We start from the raw sequence: 16,997 nt of genomic DNA on the forward strand, positions 1-16,997 counted from the left end.
AGAACCATCTACTATATTTTCATCTATATTCGCCTCAGCATTGACATCTACAGATGTAACATAGAGCATATTCATAAACCCAAGCATAAAACATATTAATAAAACAATCCTTTTTATCTTCATAACAACCCTTACCATCCTTTATTAAGTAAACAATTCATTCCAGAAAATCTTACGCGTTTTTTAAAAAAAATATAAACTTTTTAATATTTTTTCGAATTCAAGCTTCTCCATCACTCCTATGAGTTGATAATGAACTCCCTGATACTCAAAATTCGCAGTTTGCCTATTATTCGATACATTGTGTACCTGATACTCTTCTACTTCAATTTCAATTTCATTTACTAACACACTATATTCATTTACTTTATTGTCCTCTTCTTTTTGTCCCCAAGATGAATCGACATCATTAATATAAATAATATATCTAATGGTTTCATCTTGATATTTATATAACAATTGCGCAGTTAAAATTTCTTCTGAAATTTCAAATTCTACTAACTTCATATCATCTGGCTTATAAATAATTCTTACTGGTTTTATATTTAATTTTTCTTTTATCTCCTTATACGCAGCTAATTCATCACCATCTTCTGTTTCTTGTATCTCCATATCTTCTACATCAACATACTTAATTGGTTCGTCTCCAAGCAAAGTGTCCCACAGTGTCTTCAAATACGATTTACTCCCCACGCTATTCACTCCAACCCCCAACACGATCAAAAGCACCGCCACCAGAGAAACCACCCAATACTTCGCTTTTTTCCTCCGATAGCACACCTTTTCCTTCCGTTCTCCATCTCCTCCGGCAGTCCCCCCCGCTTTTCCAACGTCCCCAGCCGCCCTTCTGGCCAAGGACATTCTCGTCAGATCCGGCACAAGCTCCTCAGAGAATTCCGCGGAAGACTCCGAAGCCCGGAACTTCTCCGACCTATCTGCCCCATGCGCCCCGTCAGCGCCAACTGAACAGTCGGTATCCCCACGAACCGCAGAGTTCTCCCGCAACCGCAGGAAATCATCTCCTGTATTTTCCACGGACATTCTTCTCTCTTCCAGTTCTTTCTCATAGGCTTCAATCTCTTCCAATAGAGCTCTGTCCATCTCTTCTGTGACCTGAAGCCCGTCAAGTTCAGGATGCCTTGCCATTTCTTCTTCAATTTCTCGTACTTCTCGTTCTATTTCCTGGTGCAATGATAGTATTGTTGATGATTCATTCTGTTTTCGCATTCTCTTGCCCCTTATATATTTTTATTCATCTTTCATTTGCTAAAACACACCCGGGTTCAATCCCTGTTTCGGACAAAAATACCCTCCCCATATCCGTTTAGGACTTGACTTTTCTTCAAATAAGTTTAATATGAATCTATAGTTTATATGCGTTTTTTGAGACATTTTTCATCTGGAGGTTTTTTATGAAACGAATCATACTCACCGGCGGGGGTACCGCCGGGCATGTCACTCCGAATATTGCCTTAATCCCCCGGCTGCAGGAACTTGGCTATGATATCCAATATATCGGCTCTTATACCGGTATTGAAAAGGAACTGATCGAAGCCTTCGGCATCCCCTACCATGGAATCTCTTCCGGAAAGCTGCGCCGATACTTCAGCCTCCAAAACTTCACCGATCCTTTCCGTGTATTAAAAGGTCTGGGTGAAGCGAAAAAGCTGGTCCGGAAGCTAAAGCCCGATGTCATCTTTTCCAAAGGCGGATTTGTATCCGTTCCGGTCGTCCTTGCCGGAAAGGGCGCAAAGGTCCCGGTCATCATCCATGAATCTGATATGACTCCTGGCCTTGCCAACAAGCTTGCGATTCCTTCCGCCACAAAGGTCTGCTGTAATTTCCCGGAAACTCTGGAAAATCTGCCGAAAGAAAAAGCCCTTTTGACCGGTTCTCCCATCCGCCAGGAATTATTATCCGGCAACAAGATTGCCGCAATGGAGATGTGTGGTTTTTCCACAGATAAGCCCGTTATCCTTGTAATTGGCGGCAGCCTTGGTTCCGTTGCCGTCAATACCGCAGTCCGCGCCGCCCTTCCGGAGCTCCTGGAGCATTTCCAGGTCGTACATCTCTGCGGAAAGGGAAAGCTCGATGAATCTCTGGTCGATACGAAAGGCTACAAGCAGTTTGAATATGTAAAAAATGAACTCCGTGACATTTTTGCAATGTCTTCCCTGGTGATATCCCGTGCCGGCGCTAATGCCATCTGTGAGCTTCTTGCACTGAGAAAACCGAATCTCCTCATTCCTCTCTCTGCAAATGCCAGCCGCGGCGACCAGATCCTGAATGCCCGTTCTTTTGAACGCCAAGGCTTCAGCCTTGTACTCGAAGAGGAAGAAGTAACGAAGGAATCTCTCCTTGGCGCAGTCAAAAAGCTTTATCAGGACCGCACGGCCTACATAGATGCCATGTGCAATTCCGGTCAGCAGGATTCCATCCGCACGATCATTCAATTGATCGAGGACGTCAGTAAATCCTGAATGCGGCAAGTGTTTACGAAAGCACATCAACCTCTGGTTTGTATGTGCTTTCGTATCTGTCCGCCCCGTTACAGACGCCCCTTCAAAAGCGGTTCAATTCTTCGTATTCTACGCCAAACTTCTTGTAGATCCATTTTCTCGCTCTGTGCATCATCGCATAAAATGCATTCTCAGACATGCCAAGCCTACTGGCCGCTTCAGCCGTCGGAATCTCCAGGTAGCCTGTCATCATAATGGCTTCGTGCCATCTCGGATTCTTCTTGATCAGTGCGGCAAAGATGCGTTCATGCAGCTCCGCACGCTCTTCTTCCGCTATCCTGCCAAAGTACTCTGATTCCAGGCTTTCACTAACCGGCTCTTCTATCACATCGGATCCCTCAAGTGCATCTGCCGAAATAGTCCGCGCCGCCTTTTTACCATAGTTCAAAGCCATATGCTTTGCAGTGGTGTATAACCAGGATTTGATATTGGAATATTCCTTTTCACTTTCAATCTCTTTTTCTGTCATGTCCTTGTATAATGCCAGAAACGTATCTTGCGTAATATCTTCCGCCGTGTCCAGATCATCCACATATATGTGCGCTGCCTTCAGAACAAGATTTTTATAGTTGCTGTAAATCTCATTAAATGCTAGCTTCTCAGTCAATGTTCTTTCTCCGGTGATTACTTTACACTGTTCAGGATTTCTTCCTTATCTTTCTCCTTCAGTTCCCCCATGTGCCATCCGATCCCGACTTTATCTCCCTGATATCTCGGGATCATATGCATATGAAAATGAAAGACTGTCTGTCCAGCCGCTTCCTCATTGTTCTGAACAATATTGTAGCCATCACATCCAAGCACGTCTTTCAGTCTGACAATCATTTTCTTTGCCAGCACAAGTGCTTTTGACGCAAGACCGTCATCCAGCTCGTATAAGTTCCGATAATGTTCTTTCGGAAGAATCAAGGCATGTCCTTTGGATGCAGGACTTACATCCAGAATCACCCGAAAATCATCATCCTCATACAACGTTGCTGACGGAATCTCGCCAGCCGCAATCTTACAAAAAATACAGTTTTCCTCTCTCATAACTTTATCCTCTTTCTTTTTTTCATCTGTGTCCCAGTTATTCTATGTAGTATACCTCATTTTTACGGAAAAGAGAACACCCAAATCTGAAAAAGTCGTTTTGTCGAAAAAAGTCATAATGAATCTATTGATTGCATCTTTCGGACGTGTTAGACTACAAGTAAATCACAGGAGGTAGAAGGATCATGATGCAAAATATTGATATTAACCAAATGAACAGGCTGATGGAAGAAAGCGAAGAAGCAAAACAGATCATCAGCCAGCTTCTGGAGAACCATCAGGAAACAGTATCCACCATCGCACACGAAATCCGCAATCCGCTAACTTTGGTTTCTTCCGCTCTTCAGATCATTCAGGTCCAGCATCCGGAAGTAAAAGAGTTTGCTCATTGGAATCAGACCATGGATGATATCGCTTTCATGCGCCAGCTCCTGGAAGAGCTTTCTACCTTCAACAATGGGAACACCCTGCATTATTCCGTATTTTCTATTGAACATCTTCTGAAAAATATTGCTGTCTCATTTGCCATTTCTCTGGATGAAGAAGAATCTGATATCGAATTCGTCTCTTCCATCCCTGAAAATTTGGGTAAATTCACAGGCGACAAGATCAAGCTGGAAGAAGTGCTCCTGAATCTTTTGAAAAACGCAAAGGAAGCTGTCTCGGACAATGGGATGATCCGACTCACTGTCGGGCGGAAAAAGGACATTCTGTCCATTCAGATTCAGGATAATGGCTGTGGAATCCCTGATGAGCATATGGAGACCATTTTTGAGCCCTTCAAAACATACAAGCAAGGCGGTACAGGTCTTGGGCTTTCTCTTTCCAGGCGAATTGTGGAAGCACACGACGGTTCGATTTCCGTGACCTCCACAGAAGGAAGGGGTACCATTTTCACAGTAAAGCTTCCAATATAAAAGCTTCTGAATTAAATCATTCCAGATTTTTTTCTAAAAGCTTCCGGATTTAATCGTTCCAGGTTTCATTACTCTGTGTTTTGGAAGCCCTCCGCTTAACGCTGCCCAGCAGAGCCTCCAGCACAAAGCCGCAGGCCAGCCCTCCGATATGCGCGGCATTATCCACACCCTGCTCTGACAGTCCAACGTAGATGCTGAACACTGCCAGAATAAGCATTCCCTTTTTGTTCAGCCGGCCAATGCGTCCTTTTTTCCGGATCACTGCGCAAAGCAACGCTCCCATCAGACCGAATACGGCACCCGAAGCGCCCGCAGAAACCACAACATCTCCAAGGCTGACATTGAGCAGAAGGGAACAGATATTTCCTCCGATCCCGCTAATAATATAAACCAGAAGAAAACGTACTTTCCCAATCTCCGGCTCCAGATTAAAGCCAAGCGCGCCAAGCATCACCATATTATTCAGCAGATGTTCAATCCCAAAGTGGAGAAACATGCTGGTAAACAGCCGATAGTACTCGTGTCCTTCCGTCACATACGGCTCGTACATAGCACCATATTGCCGCATAAACAGCACATCATCTGATTTCCCCAATAATGTAAAGATCATAAAAACACCTATATTGATTACGATCAATCCGGTTGTACAGATTGCGGTCTGCCCCTTCTTCTGCTCCATAGCTGCTCATCCTCCATCTGCTCTTATTATAATCAGCTTTCCTCCTCCTGTCCATCGGTTTCTAAAATCAGATCATCCCAGCTTCCCCAGCGCTTCCTGCGGATACCGTTTGCGGCCTTCCGCCAGGATTTCCACCATCCTCCCGCACCATCCTCACGAATTGTATCAGCCCCGTATAATTCATCTTTATTTTCATTGGAAACATGTTTCCCGTTCGATTCCTGTTCCTCTTCGTCATCTATACTGAATATATTCCCATAGCTTCCGTAATCTGCCTCCTCCTGTTCATTTTTCCAGTTACTATACCCCTTGTTTTCCGGATATCGGCCGCCATATCCATACACCGTATTTTCCAGATTCCTTACTGCGTCTCGCTGATCTCTATATTCTATCCCTGTACCGCTCTGATTTCCGCAGCCGCATCCCGTTCTCTCCTTACTTTCAGCTCCGCCAGATCCCTCCTTCTTTCCATATATTCCGTCTCCGTTTCCCACTTTTTTGGATGCATTGCCTTCGCTGCCCGGCTTCCTGCGCATACTCCCTTTATTTGATTTTATTCTCATCCCCTTCTGCTTGTCCCTCACAAACTTTTTCCGTTCTGCTTCCCTGCCCTTATACTCTTTCATGATCAGTTCCAGATCATAGTGCTCCTGAAGGGTTGCTTTATGCAGCTCATACGCAAGGAAAATACCCTCCGTATCCTCATAGTCCAGCATTTTGACGAAGTATTCTGTCAATTCATGGAATATCTTGCACAAATCCTCGTCCATACCCGGAAAATAGCAGAAAAACCATTGTCCTTCCTTATAAAATATGTATTCCGGTTTCAGAACAAGGCAGTTGGGATCCAGCATATATCTCTGTAATGTCTCCGTCACCTCAAGGATCCGTGCTATCACGGCCTCAATCTCCTGCTTTTTTATACTGGCATTCTCATACATATTTTTCATGGAAGTCAGACCGCTGATCTCATAAGTATATCTGGCCTTTCCGTCCACCTCACAGCCTTCTACTTCCAGAATTCCCGCCAATCGGTTCTGCCGCAGCATAGGCATCTGATAATCCTCTTCATAGCGTTCTTCCTTATATATATGCAGACAGCTTCTGTTCAGCTTGGTCTCAAATTCCGCCAGCCGCATTTCAAACACCTCCTCTTCCTGCATTCAGCCTTCGTACCTTGTAATACGGCCGAGCGGCCGACATGCGATCCCCTACTTACTCTCTGCAGCAGTACCTGCTCCTTTCTGACCGATTTGCTTCTGATTCGAATTGCCATCCTCAATTTTAACAGTATTGTCCTCCGAGTCATCCGTATCCCCGGCTCCCCCTGATTTCGCCTCTTTCGCCGCATCCACTGCTTTCTCCAGCATCCACAGCCTTCGAATCGCCGTTTCCGGATCCGCCAACGGAGCACGCTGAACTACATTGAGCCGCATCTTCCCTCGTTCCGCATAGGCGTTTACCTCCACCCACTTCCTTGTGATATTCACAGAGGCTTGTGCTCCAGAAAATAAAATCAGCTTTCCCCGGATCCTCTCCTGATAAAATCCTGACAGATCCGTCTTTCCGTTTTCATCAGGCTTTCGCTCTAACTGTGCTCCCACCACAGCAGTTTCGCTGGCTGCTCCGATCAATATATTTTTGTCATGGTAATAAAATGTCACATAAACCACCATCAGAAATATCATAAGTATCATAGGAAGCAGGTAAGAAAGCTCCACTGTTATAACACCTTTCAATCCCCGCTGATCACAGTCTTGCCTATCGTTCTCATATTTCATCTTAAAACAGCCTGGCCAGAAGCAGCACAACATATGCGGCTCCGAAAAACGGGACAAACGGCATCGTGGTAGTCCTCTGAAAATTCTGCCTTTTCATCATCACCATGGAAAATATAGCTGACAGCCCAAACGCCGCCATCAGCAGATAAAGCAATTTCCAAAGCCCCAGAAACAGACCGAGGGCAATGATCAGAATGCTGTCTCCATATCCGAACGCCTCGTCCGTCACCTTACTGATCCACAAAAAACCAACACCAACCGCCGCTCCTGCCAGTCCCAGTAAAAACGGTCCGAATCCCCAGAATATTCTCAGCGCAGCCACTCCCGCCGCAATTCCGACTCCGGCTGCCAGCAGTCCTTCCGGCAGCCTTCGCTTTTGAATGTCCAATACGGACAGATAACATAAATATCCCACACAACATAATTGACCAAATGAATACATTATTTTTCTCCTCTCTTTTATCATGCTAATCTCCGCACCTGCTGCACGGCGCCTTCCCATAAACCTTTGACTTTTTCACCGCTCGTATGGAACGCTTCAGTCCGCTGCAGTTCAGCGAATTGTGGTAGCGGTTCCCGCTGTCTGTAACATAGACACCCGCCATGGCGCTCCCATGGACACATTTTTCGCAGGACCGGTATCTGGCTCCTCCCAGATTGCGTATTCCAGACAGGCCGGTGGATGGAAGAAAACGGATCGACAGCTGCAGATACGAACACTGATAGTTCGTATGATATACGGTGCCGGTGTCTGTGACGTAGACAATCTTTCCGTCTTCCTCTTCCACATCCGGCTTTTGATAACCTGTCCACGCCTTTACAATAAATCGGTCTCTTTGCCGTACTCCTATGTGTGTAAATCCCGGAAAAGGCAGTCTGATTTTATAAGATACATAAACATGGATCTCGCCTGTACTCGGATAATAGATGGATCCCAGACAAGAGATCCCTGATTGTCCTCCTTCTATGATACTTCCTTCCAGCCGTTCAGAGCTGATCATCTTGACCATATCGCTTTTAAACTTAAACAGATTCAGCACTGGAATGGTCACAATATCCTCCGCCGCGTTTTTTGCCGCTCCCTGAGCGGCAGAATGAACACTGATCCGGATTGCCTGCACCTCCAGCAGGTAGATCAGGCAGAGTACGGCAAATAAGAATACCGGAATCGTAAGCGCCGCTTCTACTGTCATGCTTCCTTTTGGGCCTGGCCCAGATGCCTGTTCCCTGTCAGAATTTACACGATATGTTTGTTCCTGCGGATAAGCCATCTTCAATATTTTCCTTTCCTCTTTTATTGGGTTCTGCCTGTATGAACGCAGGCAGTTCCAGGATGAGCAGGCATCTGGGCCAGGCCCAAAAGTTTGCCGCCATGGATAATTCTTCTCTTACAGATATCCATAATACAGCGGGAACGAATAGGTTGTTCCGTTCCATATATCCGCCGTATTGTACACCTTTATTTTTGTCACGCAGGCATCCGCGCGGAAAAACGGCAGTTCTTTTTCCTGGATCAGATTCTGTTCCACCCGGTCCAGCGTCCGCATCGTCAGTTTTACATCATTTCTTAATAAAATCAAAATGTGGAGACATTGCTGATATGTAATTCCTGATTCTGCGTCCTGCCCCTCCTGTGTATCTTCCTCTTCTCCCTTTCCCAGCTTCGACAGATTGCTTAGCTGGAGCTGCCAGTTTTCATTGTTTTTCGTAATGGGAACCTTCTTTCCCGCAAGCAATGCCCGTACATCCACGACACTTTCTCCCATGCTCCACAGAGCCAAAAGCGCCTGCTTGAGCACCGGTTCCAGCGCCGGATTCGCAAATGCGATAGAAAGGGCTGTCGCCATGGCTTCCACTTCCCCCTGCCTCTTTGTATCAGACATCAGATACGTGTAATTGACAGGAAAGCGAACCAGCAGCAATTGATTTACTACGGCTTTCAGGTTCTCCGCATCGCTTTCTTTTCCGCACAAAATATATTCCACTTCATAATCCAGATTCCGGTTTTCGCTTTTTGGCTCCAAAGCAGAGCTGAATTTTTCCATGATATAAAATTCAAAAAGCGCCTTCGCGTCTATCCGGCTTGTGCTTTTCCGTTCCGGAAAGCTGCCCCGGCCTGTCCGGCAGGACCGCCCGGAAACCTGTTCCTCCGGGCGGATCGTCTTGCCGGAAAGACGGAAGTCCTTTGGCAGTACTACCGAAAGAAGCCCGCCCTTTTTTGCCTGTATCAGCCCGCCGAGCTCTTCGGAAAGCATCTCTCCGCTTTCCTCGATCACGTCATCCAGCTCTTGAGATATCTCCTCTCCCTGGATCTCCTGCTCTTCCCATCGTGACGCCATTCCTGTCAGATTCTGTGCCAGCGAGATTCCGGCGCGTGTTTCCATATACTTCAACACCTGCTCCCGAAACGCCTGTCCGTCATTGTCTGTCAGAAGCTGGATGTCCGTAATCTCCTGATGGATCCCCATGCTTCCATAATAGGACATTCTGTCCAGAAGCAGCCCTTCCTCATACTGGCCGGTTTCGTACGTGCCGTCAATGGCAAATACACCGTATTCGTCCGTCAGATCTTTCTGATATTCCCCAAAAAGGGAAAATACTGCCCGGTCCACATCCAGCCGCTTTAAGTTTTTTGCCGTCTGGATCACCGTGCATTCCATCATAGCCAGTATAAATGACACCAAAAGCACGAAGATCAGGCTCAAAAATGCCGTAATTTCCCCTTTTTGCGTCCGCTTCATCTTAAATCTGACCGCTCTCACTAGTGATCTTGTCAAAAATAGTATTCACCAGATCCGTAAGTTTGTCTTTAAAAATCAGGATCAGCGCAATGATCACGACCAGGATCAGCAGTAATTCAATCACAGACATTCCGGAATCTCCCCGAAGCACCTGGATACCGTAGTACACCTTCTGTCGGATCTTCCAGGTAACGTTCCTTGCAAATTTTTTGATAGTATCTAATTTATTCATCCTTTTCTCCTCTCAATATATGTAACCAATTTGCGCAGCAAATTGATTGCCTGCTTGCCGCCATCCATCAGATCTGTATGGAGAAGAATGCCGGCACTACGATCATGACCAGCACCACTGCCAGCATTAAAAACATCGGGATCAGCAATTTTGTTCCCGCTTCTTCTCCCAGCCGCTTTGCGAGACTCTTTCGTTCTTCAAAGGCATTGTCCGCCTCCTGTCTCAGCAGGGGCGCCAGCCCTTTTGTTCCTTTTTTCAGATTTTGGGAGAGCATGGCTCCGAACTTTTTATATACCGGAAGCGCGCACCGTTCTCCAAATTTCTCGTAGCACTCCCCTTCTGAGCCGCCTCCCTGGATCTCGTGCATGGTATAGACCATTTCTTCATAGACCTCTCTTCTTCCTTTTTCTTCTTTCTGGTTTTCATAGTCATCCGCAATCCGATACCATGCCTTTCGAACCGTCATCCCTGCTCCCAGGTAGAGCGTCAGCTTACTGACCATCTGCGGATAATCCAGAGCCATCTGCAGTTCCCGCTTCTTTTTCTGTTCCTTCTGCTTTTCCTGTTCTGCCGCATACAGGAATAGTGCCATGGCCGCGCCAAGCAGCATCAGTCCTGCCGCCCGAAAATCGGTTCCGTATTTCCAGATCACCGGTATACCGTCCACCTCTGTCGGCAGCGTCAGGTATTTCTCATCTTTCGTCTCCTCATCCAGCCGTTCCATCTCCGCATCCAGTTTTTTCAAAAGCTTGTCAGTCTGATTCAATTTGGGCGGATAAAGCCTTGCAAAAAATGTATTTTCCGCCGTTTCTTCCTTATAGCTCAGTACTGCGGTGAGCTTCACCAGCGTTCCTTCATCCGTCAGGTTTTCTGTTTTCAGTTCCCCTTGTTGGTTCATCACCGCATGGTTATCTATTTCCCAGGATACGCTGATCCCGGTATCCGGAATTGCGGTGACCAGATTTAAACCGCTCCTCACCTCATCCAGACTCTCATTGTCCCCCAGTACAAGCTTTTCCAGTTGTTCACCCGCATCTCGAAAAACCTGTTCCAACTGTTCCTGGGTATATTCCTGTTCCTTGACCATAACGGACAGCTCTTCTTCCGTATCACCGATCCTGACCTTCAGTTCTTCCTCCCGTTCGCCTTCGCCCTGGTCGTTCCGTCTTACAATACTAACACCGTTATCATCACTGGGAAAAGGCTTTGTGTTATCTGCCCAGAAAACCAGCAATGCCGCCGCGCTGACAGTCAGAAAGATGAGTCCCATTTTCACATAGAGCGGATTCCATTTTGCTTCTGCCCGTGACAGGATTTCCGGCTTTTTTCTCTGCTGTTTTTTTGTTTTATTTCCTGCTATGTTCATTCCGCCCGCCTTTTATGCTCTGCCGTATGTAAACAGCGGCATTTCTCCCCTTTATACCTCAATCTGTATCATTTTTGTGCCCAATCTCCAGGCCAATCCGTACACAACAAGACATACACTCATCAGGATCACGCCTACAATGTTTCCATACAGCACGATCAAAAATTCCGGGAATGCCATTCTCATATACAAGACCATCCCCAGTGGAATGATGCACATCATGTTAAATTCCATTTTTTTCGCCGCAAGCATGGTCTGGATCTCCCGTTCCACCTCGATCTTTTCGCCTATCATCTGCACCGTATTTTTCAAAATGGAAATACTGTCTCCGCCTGTGCGCTTGGCTGTCGCAAATACCATTACGAAGTTGTCCACATCCTCCTGCCGGATGCGCCTTGCCATATCCTTGAGCACCTGCTCCGCAGTCAGATTCATATTCAATTCATGGATCATCCGGTTAAACTCCCTGCGGATCCGGCTGTCCTTTGAGTAGAGCGGACGCAGATCCTTTTCCGTTTCCCTGACCGCGTTTTCCACGGAATATCCGGCTTTTAATGAGGATGAGAGAATCTGCATTCCGTTTTGGAACTGTTCCCTGAATTCCTGCTCTTTTTTATGGCAATAGTCCTCCCTCCACTGGTGCAGGTAAAAGATACTCACCGGAACCAGCGCAATTGCGGCCACCCAGGTATTATAAAAAAGGTATGCCAGCAGTCCGTCCAGAAGAATCGCTTTTACAGCAGCCAGCATGTATTCGTTACGCCGGATATCCTGCTGCCAGCAGCTTGTCCCGATGAACCAGTTCTTCCACCTTCACAATTGCTCCCTGTACTTTTTCATTCTTGCAGCCCTCCTCTCTGAATTCGTAAAGTGTCTGCATCTGTATCTTTCCGTCTTCATATCCAAGTACTTCCACGATCGACAACAGCTTTCTGGTCTTATCCCGAAGCCGTCCCAGGTGGATGATGATATCGATCGCGGAGGCGACCTGCCGCTGGATTGCCACAAGCGGCAGATCAATCCCCATCATCATCATGGTTTCCAGGCGATGCAGCATATCCGCCGGATTGTTCGAATGTCCGGTAGACATAGAACCGCTATGCCCATTGAGCATGGCAGACGAGATCATATCCACGGTCTCGTCTCCACGCACTTCCCCGACGATAATTCTGTCCGGACGCATTCGCAGGGCCGACTTGATCAGATCCCGGATCGTAACTGCACCCTCCCCTTCCAGGTTAGCATTGCGCGCCTCCAGGCGTACCAGATTGGGCACTCCTCTGATCTGCAGCTCCGCATTGTCTTCAATGGTAATGATCCGCTCATCCTTCGGAATATAATCGGACATTGCATTTAAAAATGTGGTTTTTCCGGAGCCTGTACCGCCGCTGACAAAAATGTTATATTTTGCCTTTACGATCATTTTTACAAATTCTACAACCTCTTGTGTAACACTCCCCCAGGAGATCAGCTGATCCATGGTGACCGTATCCTTCGGAAATTTCCGTATGGTCATGATCGGTCCGTTCAGTGCCACAGGCTTTAAGACGACGTTTACTCTGGAACCGTCCTCCAGCCTGGCATCCACGATCGGCGACAATTCATTGACATAACGGTTTGTTCCGGCTACGATCTGCTGGATCACGTCCTCCAGCTTTTCGATGGACATGAATTTTCGGTCCGACTGGATGATGCGGCCTTCCCGCTCCAAAAATATTTCATCCGTACCGTTGATCATAATCTCCGTAATCGTTTCATCCTCTACCAGCTCCTGCAGAACGTCCAGCTTTCGGAATGAATGAAATAGCTGTCTGCTGAGCCGAATCTGTTCCTGCAGCGGCATGTACTCTGCTTCGGCAGCTTCACGGATCACTTCATGGATCATGTCCATCAGTTCTTCGTCACCGATATCTCTGGTCAGATCCATCTTATCCATGACCTGGTCATATAGCTGTTCCTCTCTCATTTTCCTGCCATCGGACAATTCCTCCTTTGTTTGATTATTTTCGGCTCGTTCTTTTATCTCTGCTTTAACTTTTTCTGAATCGTTCTTTCCAGCACTTGTTCTCTTCCTGTTTTCCTGAGATTTTCCGCATATTGGTTGAGCTTCGCGCGGGCCGCTCCATCCTCAATATATGGAGTATACACCGTGTGGCAGGCTTCCAGAATCTGAAACAATCCATCCACACTGTCCCCCAGATCGAGAATCACCTTCTGATAAATACAGTTTTCCAGAATCTGTCCGAACAGCCCCAGCCACTCTTCCCCGGATATCCCCTGCATATCCTGTACATAGGGCATCGGGAGAATATAGTCCAGCGCGCCGTCCTGCCCCGCCATGGTGCTGATACGAAGTCCCAGGTTTCCCTTTTCCTGCCGGGAATAATAGAGCAGATCTGCCAATGTCTGGCCGGTCTGATCGGGAAAATAGTAGCTGCCCCCGGCATATTCCTCCAGATTCAGATACAGGACCGGCTCTTTTTTCGCCATTTCCCGTCCCAATTCCAGCGCAAATCTGGTCTTGCCGATCCGATGAACCGGTGAATAAACTCCGATCAGTTCTCCTTTTGTACCCGTGCTGAATCCGGCTGAGTCCTTCTGTTTCCTCCCATCCGGCTTCGGTTCTGGTAATTCATCCGGATCCGGATCTGTCTTCGGATCATGCTGCGCTTGTCTTCTTTCATCTGTGTTCGCTTTTGTTAAGCTGTTCCCCCTTTCATCTGTTCCAGAATTTTGTTGCTTTTTCCTCCTTTCACCAGTGCACGGCTTCTCTGATTCACTCGTCCTGCCGTCCTGGGCCTCCGCTGGTTCGTGACGCATCTGCAGCCAGATTGCTTCTGCCGACTGGTATCGATAAACGCCTTCCTCATTTTCTGCCAATGGGTCCTGCCTGCTCGTGATCAGTACATATCGTTCTGCCGCCGGAATCTGCTCCCGCAATTCCGGCGGATATTCTTTGTCGATCAGAAGCGTGTGTACCGGCTTTTGCTCCGCGAACCTTTCCACTTCCTCCACGGTGTGAAAAAGGTACATCTGAATGCCAGCCTCTCTGTTCCGCGCAAACATCTGCAGGAGATTTCTGGCATACTGTTGTTCCTGATCACAAATCACAAGATTTCCTTCATGCAACGTATCCCTCCTTTTTTGGAGCCATATAAGCGTACTCTGGAAATGCATAAAAAGCCGACGCTTATGGCCATAAAAATATACTTGCTTTCTAATCGTGTTGTCCCACGGTTTGAAAACTTTGCCGCGAATATGCAGCGTGAATAACTTGATGATCGGTAATTTGGACTACTCGATCTGCAGATATATCCTCCCATCCAGAATGACGTAGGATAAAACAACAGACATGAGATCTGCTGCGTAGGTTGTATTATAAACACACTTTTTCAAAATGTCCAGTACAAATTTCAAAATCAAAAAATTTTGTGCAACTTTTACAAATTTTGGTAGATCAAAATGCCGTAAAGAAGGCAAACCCCAGGAATACCAAGGGTTCCGCTTGTCAAAAAGGAAACGGCATTCAGCCCCACCTTCCAGGCTGTCTCCTGGGGAATGATATACTGGTTAACGAAAAAAATCAGTCCCATTCCTATAATTGCACGCATAATAAATTTCACTAAAAAAGATACCGGCTTCTGTTCCATACATCATCCCTCCATCCGTATGTTACATTCTATTCTCCCGGTATCTATTTTATGTCTACAGCCGGATCGTAACTTCCCGATCCGTCTTCTGATAAAGATGATACTTCACCCCTGCCGCATCCATCATACGCTTGGACGCAATCACACTGGGGGTATCGGAATATTTATCCTCGGCATAGATCACTTCACGGATCCCGCACTGAATGATCGCCTTCGCGCACTCGTTGCACGGAAACAGGGATACGTACAGCCGCGCTCCCACAAGGCTTCCTCCGCTGTAATTCAGGATCGCATTCAGTTCGCTGTGAGTAGAATATACATATTTTGTTTCCAAAGGGTCCTCCCCGTCCCTTGCCCAGGGAAATTCATCGTCGGAGCAGCCCATGGGGAACCCGTTATACCCCATGGAAAGGATCTTATTATCCTGACTCACAATGCAGCAGCCTACCTGCGTGCTCGGATCCTTTGAGCGCATCCCGGAAAGCATCGCTACTCCCATAAAATACTCATCCCACGAAAGGTAATCCTTTCTTTTTTCAGACATTTTCCGTACCTCCTGTCATTCTGTAAACGAATTTAATTCTTCTGACAACCTTTGAATTGACCCTGATATATTTTCCAGGCATTCCCCATATGCCTGCAGTGATTTTCCATATGGACTTTCAAACTCTTTTTCTTCCCCGATAAATTCATAGATCGTATAGACATTTTCCGGGTTTCCATATTCTGCAATGATCTTTTCCTTCTGCTTCTGTTCAAAGGTCAGGATCAGGATGTCTTCCCCGATCTCCGATTCTGAGAATGCGTGTGCGGTATGCTTCTCAAGGGTCAGCTGCATGCTTTTCATCACAGCCTCGGCCTTTTGATTTGCCGGCTCCGGAAAAAGAACCACCATGCCTCGGGATTCGATGACATATTCCTGCTTCAGTTCCTTTTGACGGAGCAGCTCGGCGGCCATAGGGCCCCGGCAGGTATCGAACTGACTGACAAATACGATCCTGTGAAAGCGCTGCCGCTTCACAACCGCTGCCGCGGAAATCCTCAGATGTCCGGCCGCTTTTTCCAGGCGGTTCATAATGGCCCTTCCCATCCCCTGCCGCGCAAATGACTCACTGTAGATCTCGTCCACATCTTCCTCGTCAAATTCTCTCAGGATGGCATACAGATTCTTTGCAATTGTCTTTTCATTCTCCCGGGAGCCAATGTTCTTTACCAGTCCATGGGTATAAAAGTCCGCCGTTTCACTGGAAGCGATGATTCCGATTCTTCTTCCTTCCCGTGCCGCCTCATATGCAAGCTGCCGGATCGCCAAGGTCTCTTCCCGGATATTGCCCTCCACGATGACCAGCTTTGCCTTCGGCGCATAATGGCGGTACTTCATTCCCGGGGCCTTCGGCGGAATGTCGCTTTCATTTCCCAGGATGGTCTGATCCACGCTGACATCTCCGATCACTTCCTCCAGCATGTCCAGTGTAACAGCGCCCGGCCTGAGGATCATCGGCGGGCTCACTGTCATGTCCAGGATCGTGGATTCCAGGCCGATCTCCACGCTGCCTCCGTCCAGGATCATGGGTATCTTGCCATCCAGATCCTGCCGGACATGCTCCGCTGTCGTAGGACTTGGACGCCCTGATATGTTGGCGCTCGGCGCTGATACATAACCGCCGGCAGCCAGGATCAGCTCCCGTGCCGCCAGATTGCTGGGCATCCGAACCGCAACCGTATCCAGCCCTCCCGTAGTTCCATATGGAACCGCAGGGCTTTTCTCCAGGATCAGTGTGAGAGGTCCCGGCCAGAAATGCTCCGCCAGATCTTCCACCGCTGCCGGAATATTGACCGCAATCTCCTCCAGCGCCTGCACATCGGCAATATGTACGATCAGCGGATTATCCGACGGCCTGCCCTTGGCGGCATAGGTCTTCTTTGCCGCCTCCTCATCCAGAGCATTGGCCCCCAATCCATACACAGTCTCCGTTGGGAACGCCACAAGGCCGCCCTTTTTCAAAATAGAACCTGCCTCCTGTATGGTCCGTATGTCTATTTTTTTCGCATCAATCTCTTTTACAATCGTCTTCACAGG

Annotated in this window: 19 protein-coding genes; 2 read left to right on the plus strand and 17 right to left on the minus strand. The window is 47.4% G+C overall.

Translation table 11 applies throughout. The annotated features are described in order from the left end of the window. Positions 1-183 precede the first annotated feature (183 nt). Positions 184-1,227: a DUF4367 domain-containing protein gene (locus ACTOY7_RS17910; protein ID WP_482671817.1), complete on the minus strand. Its 1,044-nt coding sequence runs from the start codon at positions 1,225-1,227 to the stop codon at positions 184-186. A gap of 185 nt (positions 1,228-1,412) precedes the next feature. On the opposite strand from ACTOY7_RS17910, the gene murG reads away from it, so the two are divergent. After that, positions 1,413-2,480: an undecaprenyldiphospho-muramoylpentapeptide beta-N-acetylglucosaminyltransferase gene (murG, locus tag ACTOY7_RS17915; RefSeq protein ID WP_482671818.1), complete on the plus strand. Its 1,068-nt coding sequence runs from the start codon at positions 1,413-1,415 to the stop codon at positions 2,478-2,480. A gap of 82 nt (positions 2,481-2,562) precedes the next feature. Here murG and ACTOY7_RS17920 read toward each other — a convergent pair whose 3' ends face one another. Both ACTOY7_RS17920 and ACTOY7_RS17925 read right to left on the minus strand, forming a co-directional pair. Next, positions 2,563-3,126, minus strand: a complete 564-nt coding sequence (locus ACTOY7_RS17920) for an RNA polymerase sigma factor (protein WP_482671819.1) — start codon at positions 3,124-3,126, stop codon at positions 2,563-2,565. A 17-nt stretch (positions 3,127-3,143) separates the two neighbouring features. Next, positions 3,144-3,551 (minus strand): HIT family protein, encoded by a 408-nt coding sequence (locus ACTOY7_RS17925; RefSeq protein WP_160280958.1) that lies wholly within the window; start codon positions 3,549-3,551, stop codon positions 3,144-3,146. Positions 3,552-3,736: 185 nt separating this feature from the next. Here ACTOY7_RS17925 and ACTOY7_RS17930 point away from each other — a divergent pair, with 185 nt between their 5' ends. Then, entirely contained in the window at positions 3,737-4,468 is a 732-nt protein-coding gene (locus ACTOY7_RS17930) for a two-component system sensor histidine kinase NtrB (RefSeq protein WP_482672237.1), read from the plus strand. A gap of 49 nt (positions 4,469-4,517) precedes the next feature. Here the strand turns inward: ACTOY7_RS17930 and ACTOY7_RS17935 are convergent, their stop codons facing one another. The 14 genes from ACTOY7_RS17935 to ACTOY7_RS18000 all read right to left on the minus strand — a co-directional run bounded on the left by ACTOY7_RS17935 (position 4,518) and on the right by ACTOY7_RS18000 (position 16,994). After that, positions 4,518-5,147, minus strand: a complete 630-nt coding sequence (locus tag ACTOY7_RS17935) for a rhomboid family intramembrane serine protease (RefSeq protein WP_482671821.1) — start codon at positions 5,145-5,147, stop codon at positions 4,518-4,520. Positions 5,148-5,179: 32 nt separating this feature from the next. Further along, the gene (locus ACTOY7_RS17940) at positions 5,180-6,286 is read right to left on the minus strand and encodes a DUF6382 domain-containing protein (protein WP_482671822.1); all 1,107 of its coding nucleotides are present in this window, start codon (positions 6,284-6,286) and stop codon (positions 5,180-5,182) included. A 72-nt stretch (positions 6,287-6,358) separates the two neighbouring features. Next, positions 6,359-6,928 carry a TadE family protein gene (locus ACTOY7_RS17945; protein ID WP_300885167.1) on the minus strand — a complete coding sequence of 190 codons (570 nt, stop codon included), beginning with the start codon at positions 6,926-6,928 and terminating at the stop codon, positions 6,359-6,361. A gap of 1 nt (position 6,929) precedes the next feature. Beyond that, positions 6,930-7,370 carry a prepilin peptidase gene (locus ACTOY7_RS17950; protein ID WP_160280954.1) on the minus strand — a complete coding sequence of 147 codons (441 nt, stop codon included), beginning with the start codon at positions 7,368-7,370 and terminating at the stop codon, positions 6,930-6,932. Positions 7,371-7,395: 25 nt separating this feature from the next. Next, positions 7,396-8,121 (minus strand): pilus assembly protein, encoded by a 726-nt coding sequence (locus tag ACTOY7_RS17955; RefSeq protein ID WP_300885168.1) that lies wholly within the window; start codon positions 8,119-8,121, stop codon positions 7,396-7,398. Between the two features lie 195 nt (positions 8,122-8,316). Then, positions 8,317-9,669 carry a DUF5702 domain-containing protein gene (locus ACTOY7_RS17960; protein WP_482671393.1) on the minus strand — a complete coding sequence of 451 codons (1,353 nt, stop codon included), beginning with the start codon at positions 9,667-9,669 and terminating at the stop codon, positions 8,317-8,319. 1 nt (position 9,670) lies between these two features. After that, positions 9,671-9,901, minus strand: coding sequence for a Flp1 family type IVb pilin (locus ACTOY7_RS17965; RefSeq protein WP_300885170.1), 231 nt, complete (start codon positions 9,899-9,901; stop codon positions 9,671-9,673). Positions 9,902-9,968: 67 nt separating this feature from the next. Further along, positions 9,969-11,267: an immunoglobulin-like domain-containing protein gene (locus ACTOY7_RS17970; RefSeq protein ID WP_482671392.1), complete on the minus strand. Its 1,299-nt coding sequence runs from the start codon at positions 11,265-11,267 to the stop codon at positions 9,969-9,971. A 51-nt stretch (positions 11,268-11,318) separates the two neighbouring features. Further along, positions 11,319-12,017, minus strand: coding sequence for a type II secretion system F family protein (locus ACTOY7_RS17975; protein WP_160280950.1), 699 nt, complete (start codon positions 12,015-12,017; stop codon positions 11,319-11,321). A 7-nt stretch (positions 12,018-12,024) separates the two neighbouring features. Beyond that, a complete protein-coding gene (locus tag ACTOY7_RS17980; protein WP_160280949.1) occupies positions 12,025-13,233 on the minus strand; it encodes a TadA family conjugal transfer-associated ATPase in 1,209 nt (402 codons plus the stop codon). A 53-nt stretch (positions 13,234-13,286) separates the two neighbouring features. Beyond that, positions 13,287-14,396, minus strand: a complete 1,110-nt coding sequence (locus tag ACTOY7_RS17985; protein ID WP_482671391.1) for a P-loop NTPase family protein — start codon at positions 14,394-14,396, stop codon at positions 13,287-13,289. Between the two features lie 311 nt (positions 14,397-14,707). Continuing rightward, positions 14,708-14,917, minus strand: a complete 210-nt coding sequence (locus tag ACTOY7_RS17990; protein WP_160280947.1) for a pro-sigmaK processing inhibitor BofA family protein — start codon at positions 14,915-14,917, stop codon at positions 14,708-14,710. Between the two features lie 55 nt (positions 14,918-14,972). Further along, the gene (locus ACTOY7_RS17995) at positions 14,973-15,461 is read right to left on the minus strand and encodes a deoxycytidylate deaminase (protein WP_160280946.1); all 489 of its coding nucleotides are present in this window, start codon (positions 15,459-15,461) and stop codon (positions 14,973-14,975) included. 15 nt (positions 15,462-15,476) lie between these two features. Next, complete coding sequence (locus ACTOY7_RS18000; RefSeq protein WP_300885175.1) at positions 15,477-16,994, minus strand: L-threonylcarbamoyladenylate synthase; 1,518 nt, start codon at positions 16,992-16,994, stop codon at positions 15,477-15,479. Positions 16,995-16,997 lie beyond the last annotated feature (3 nt).

The sequence above is a fragment of the Schaedlerella sp. genome, assembly GCF_056796775.1.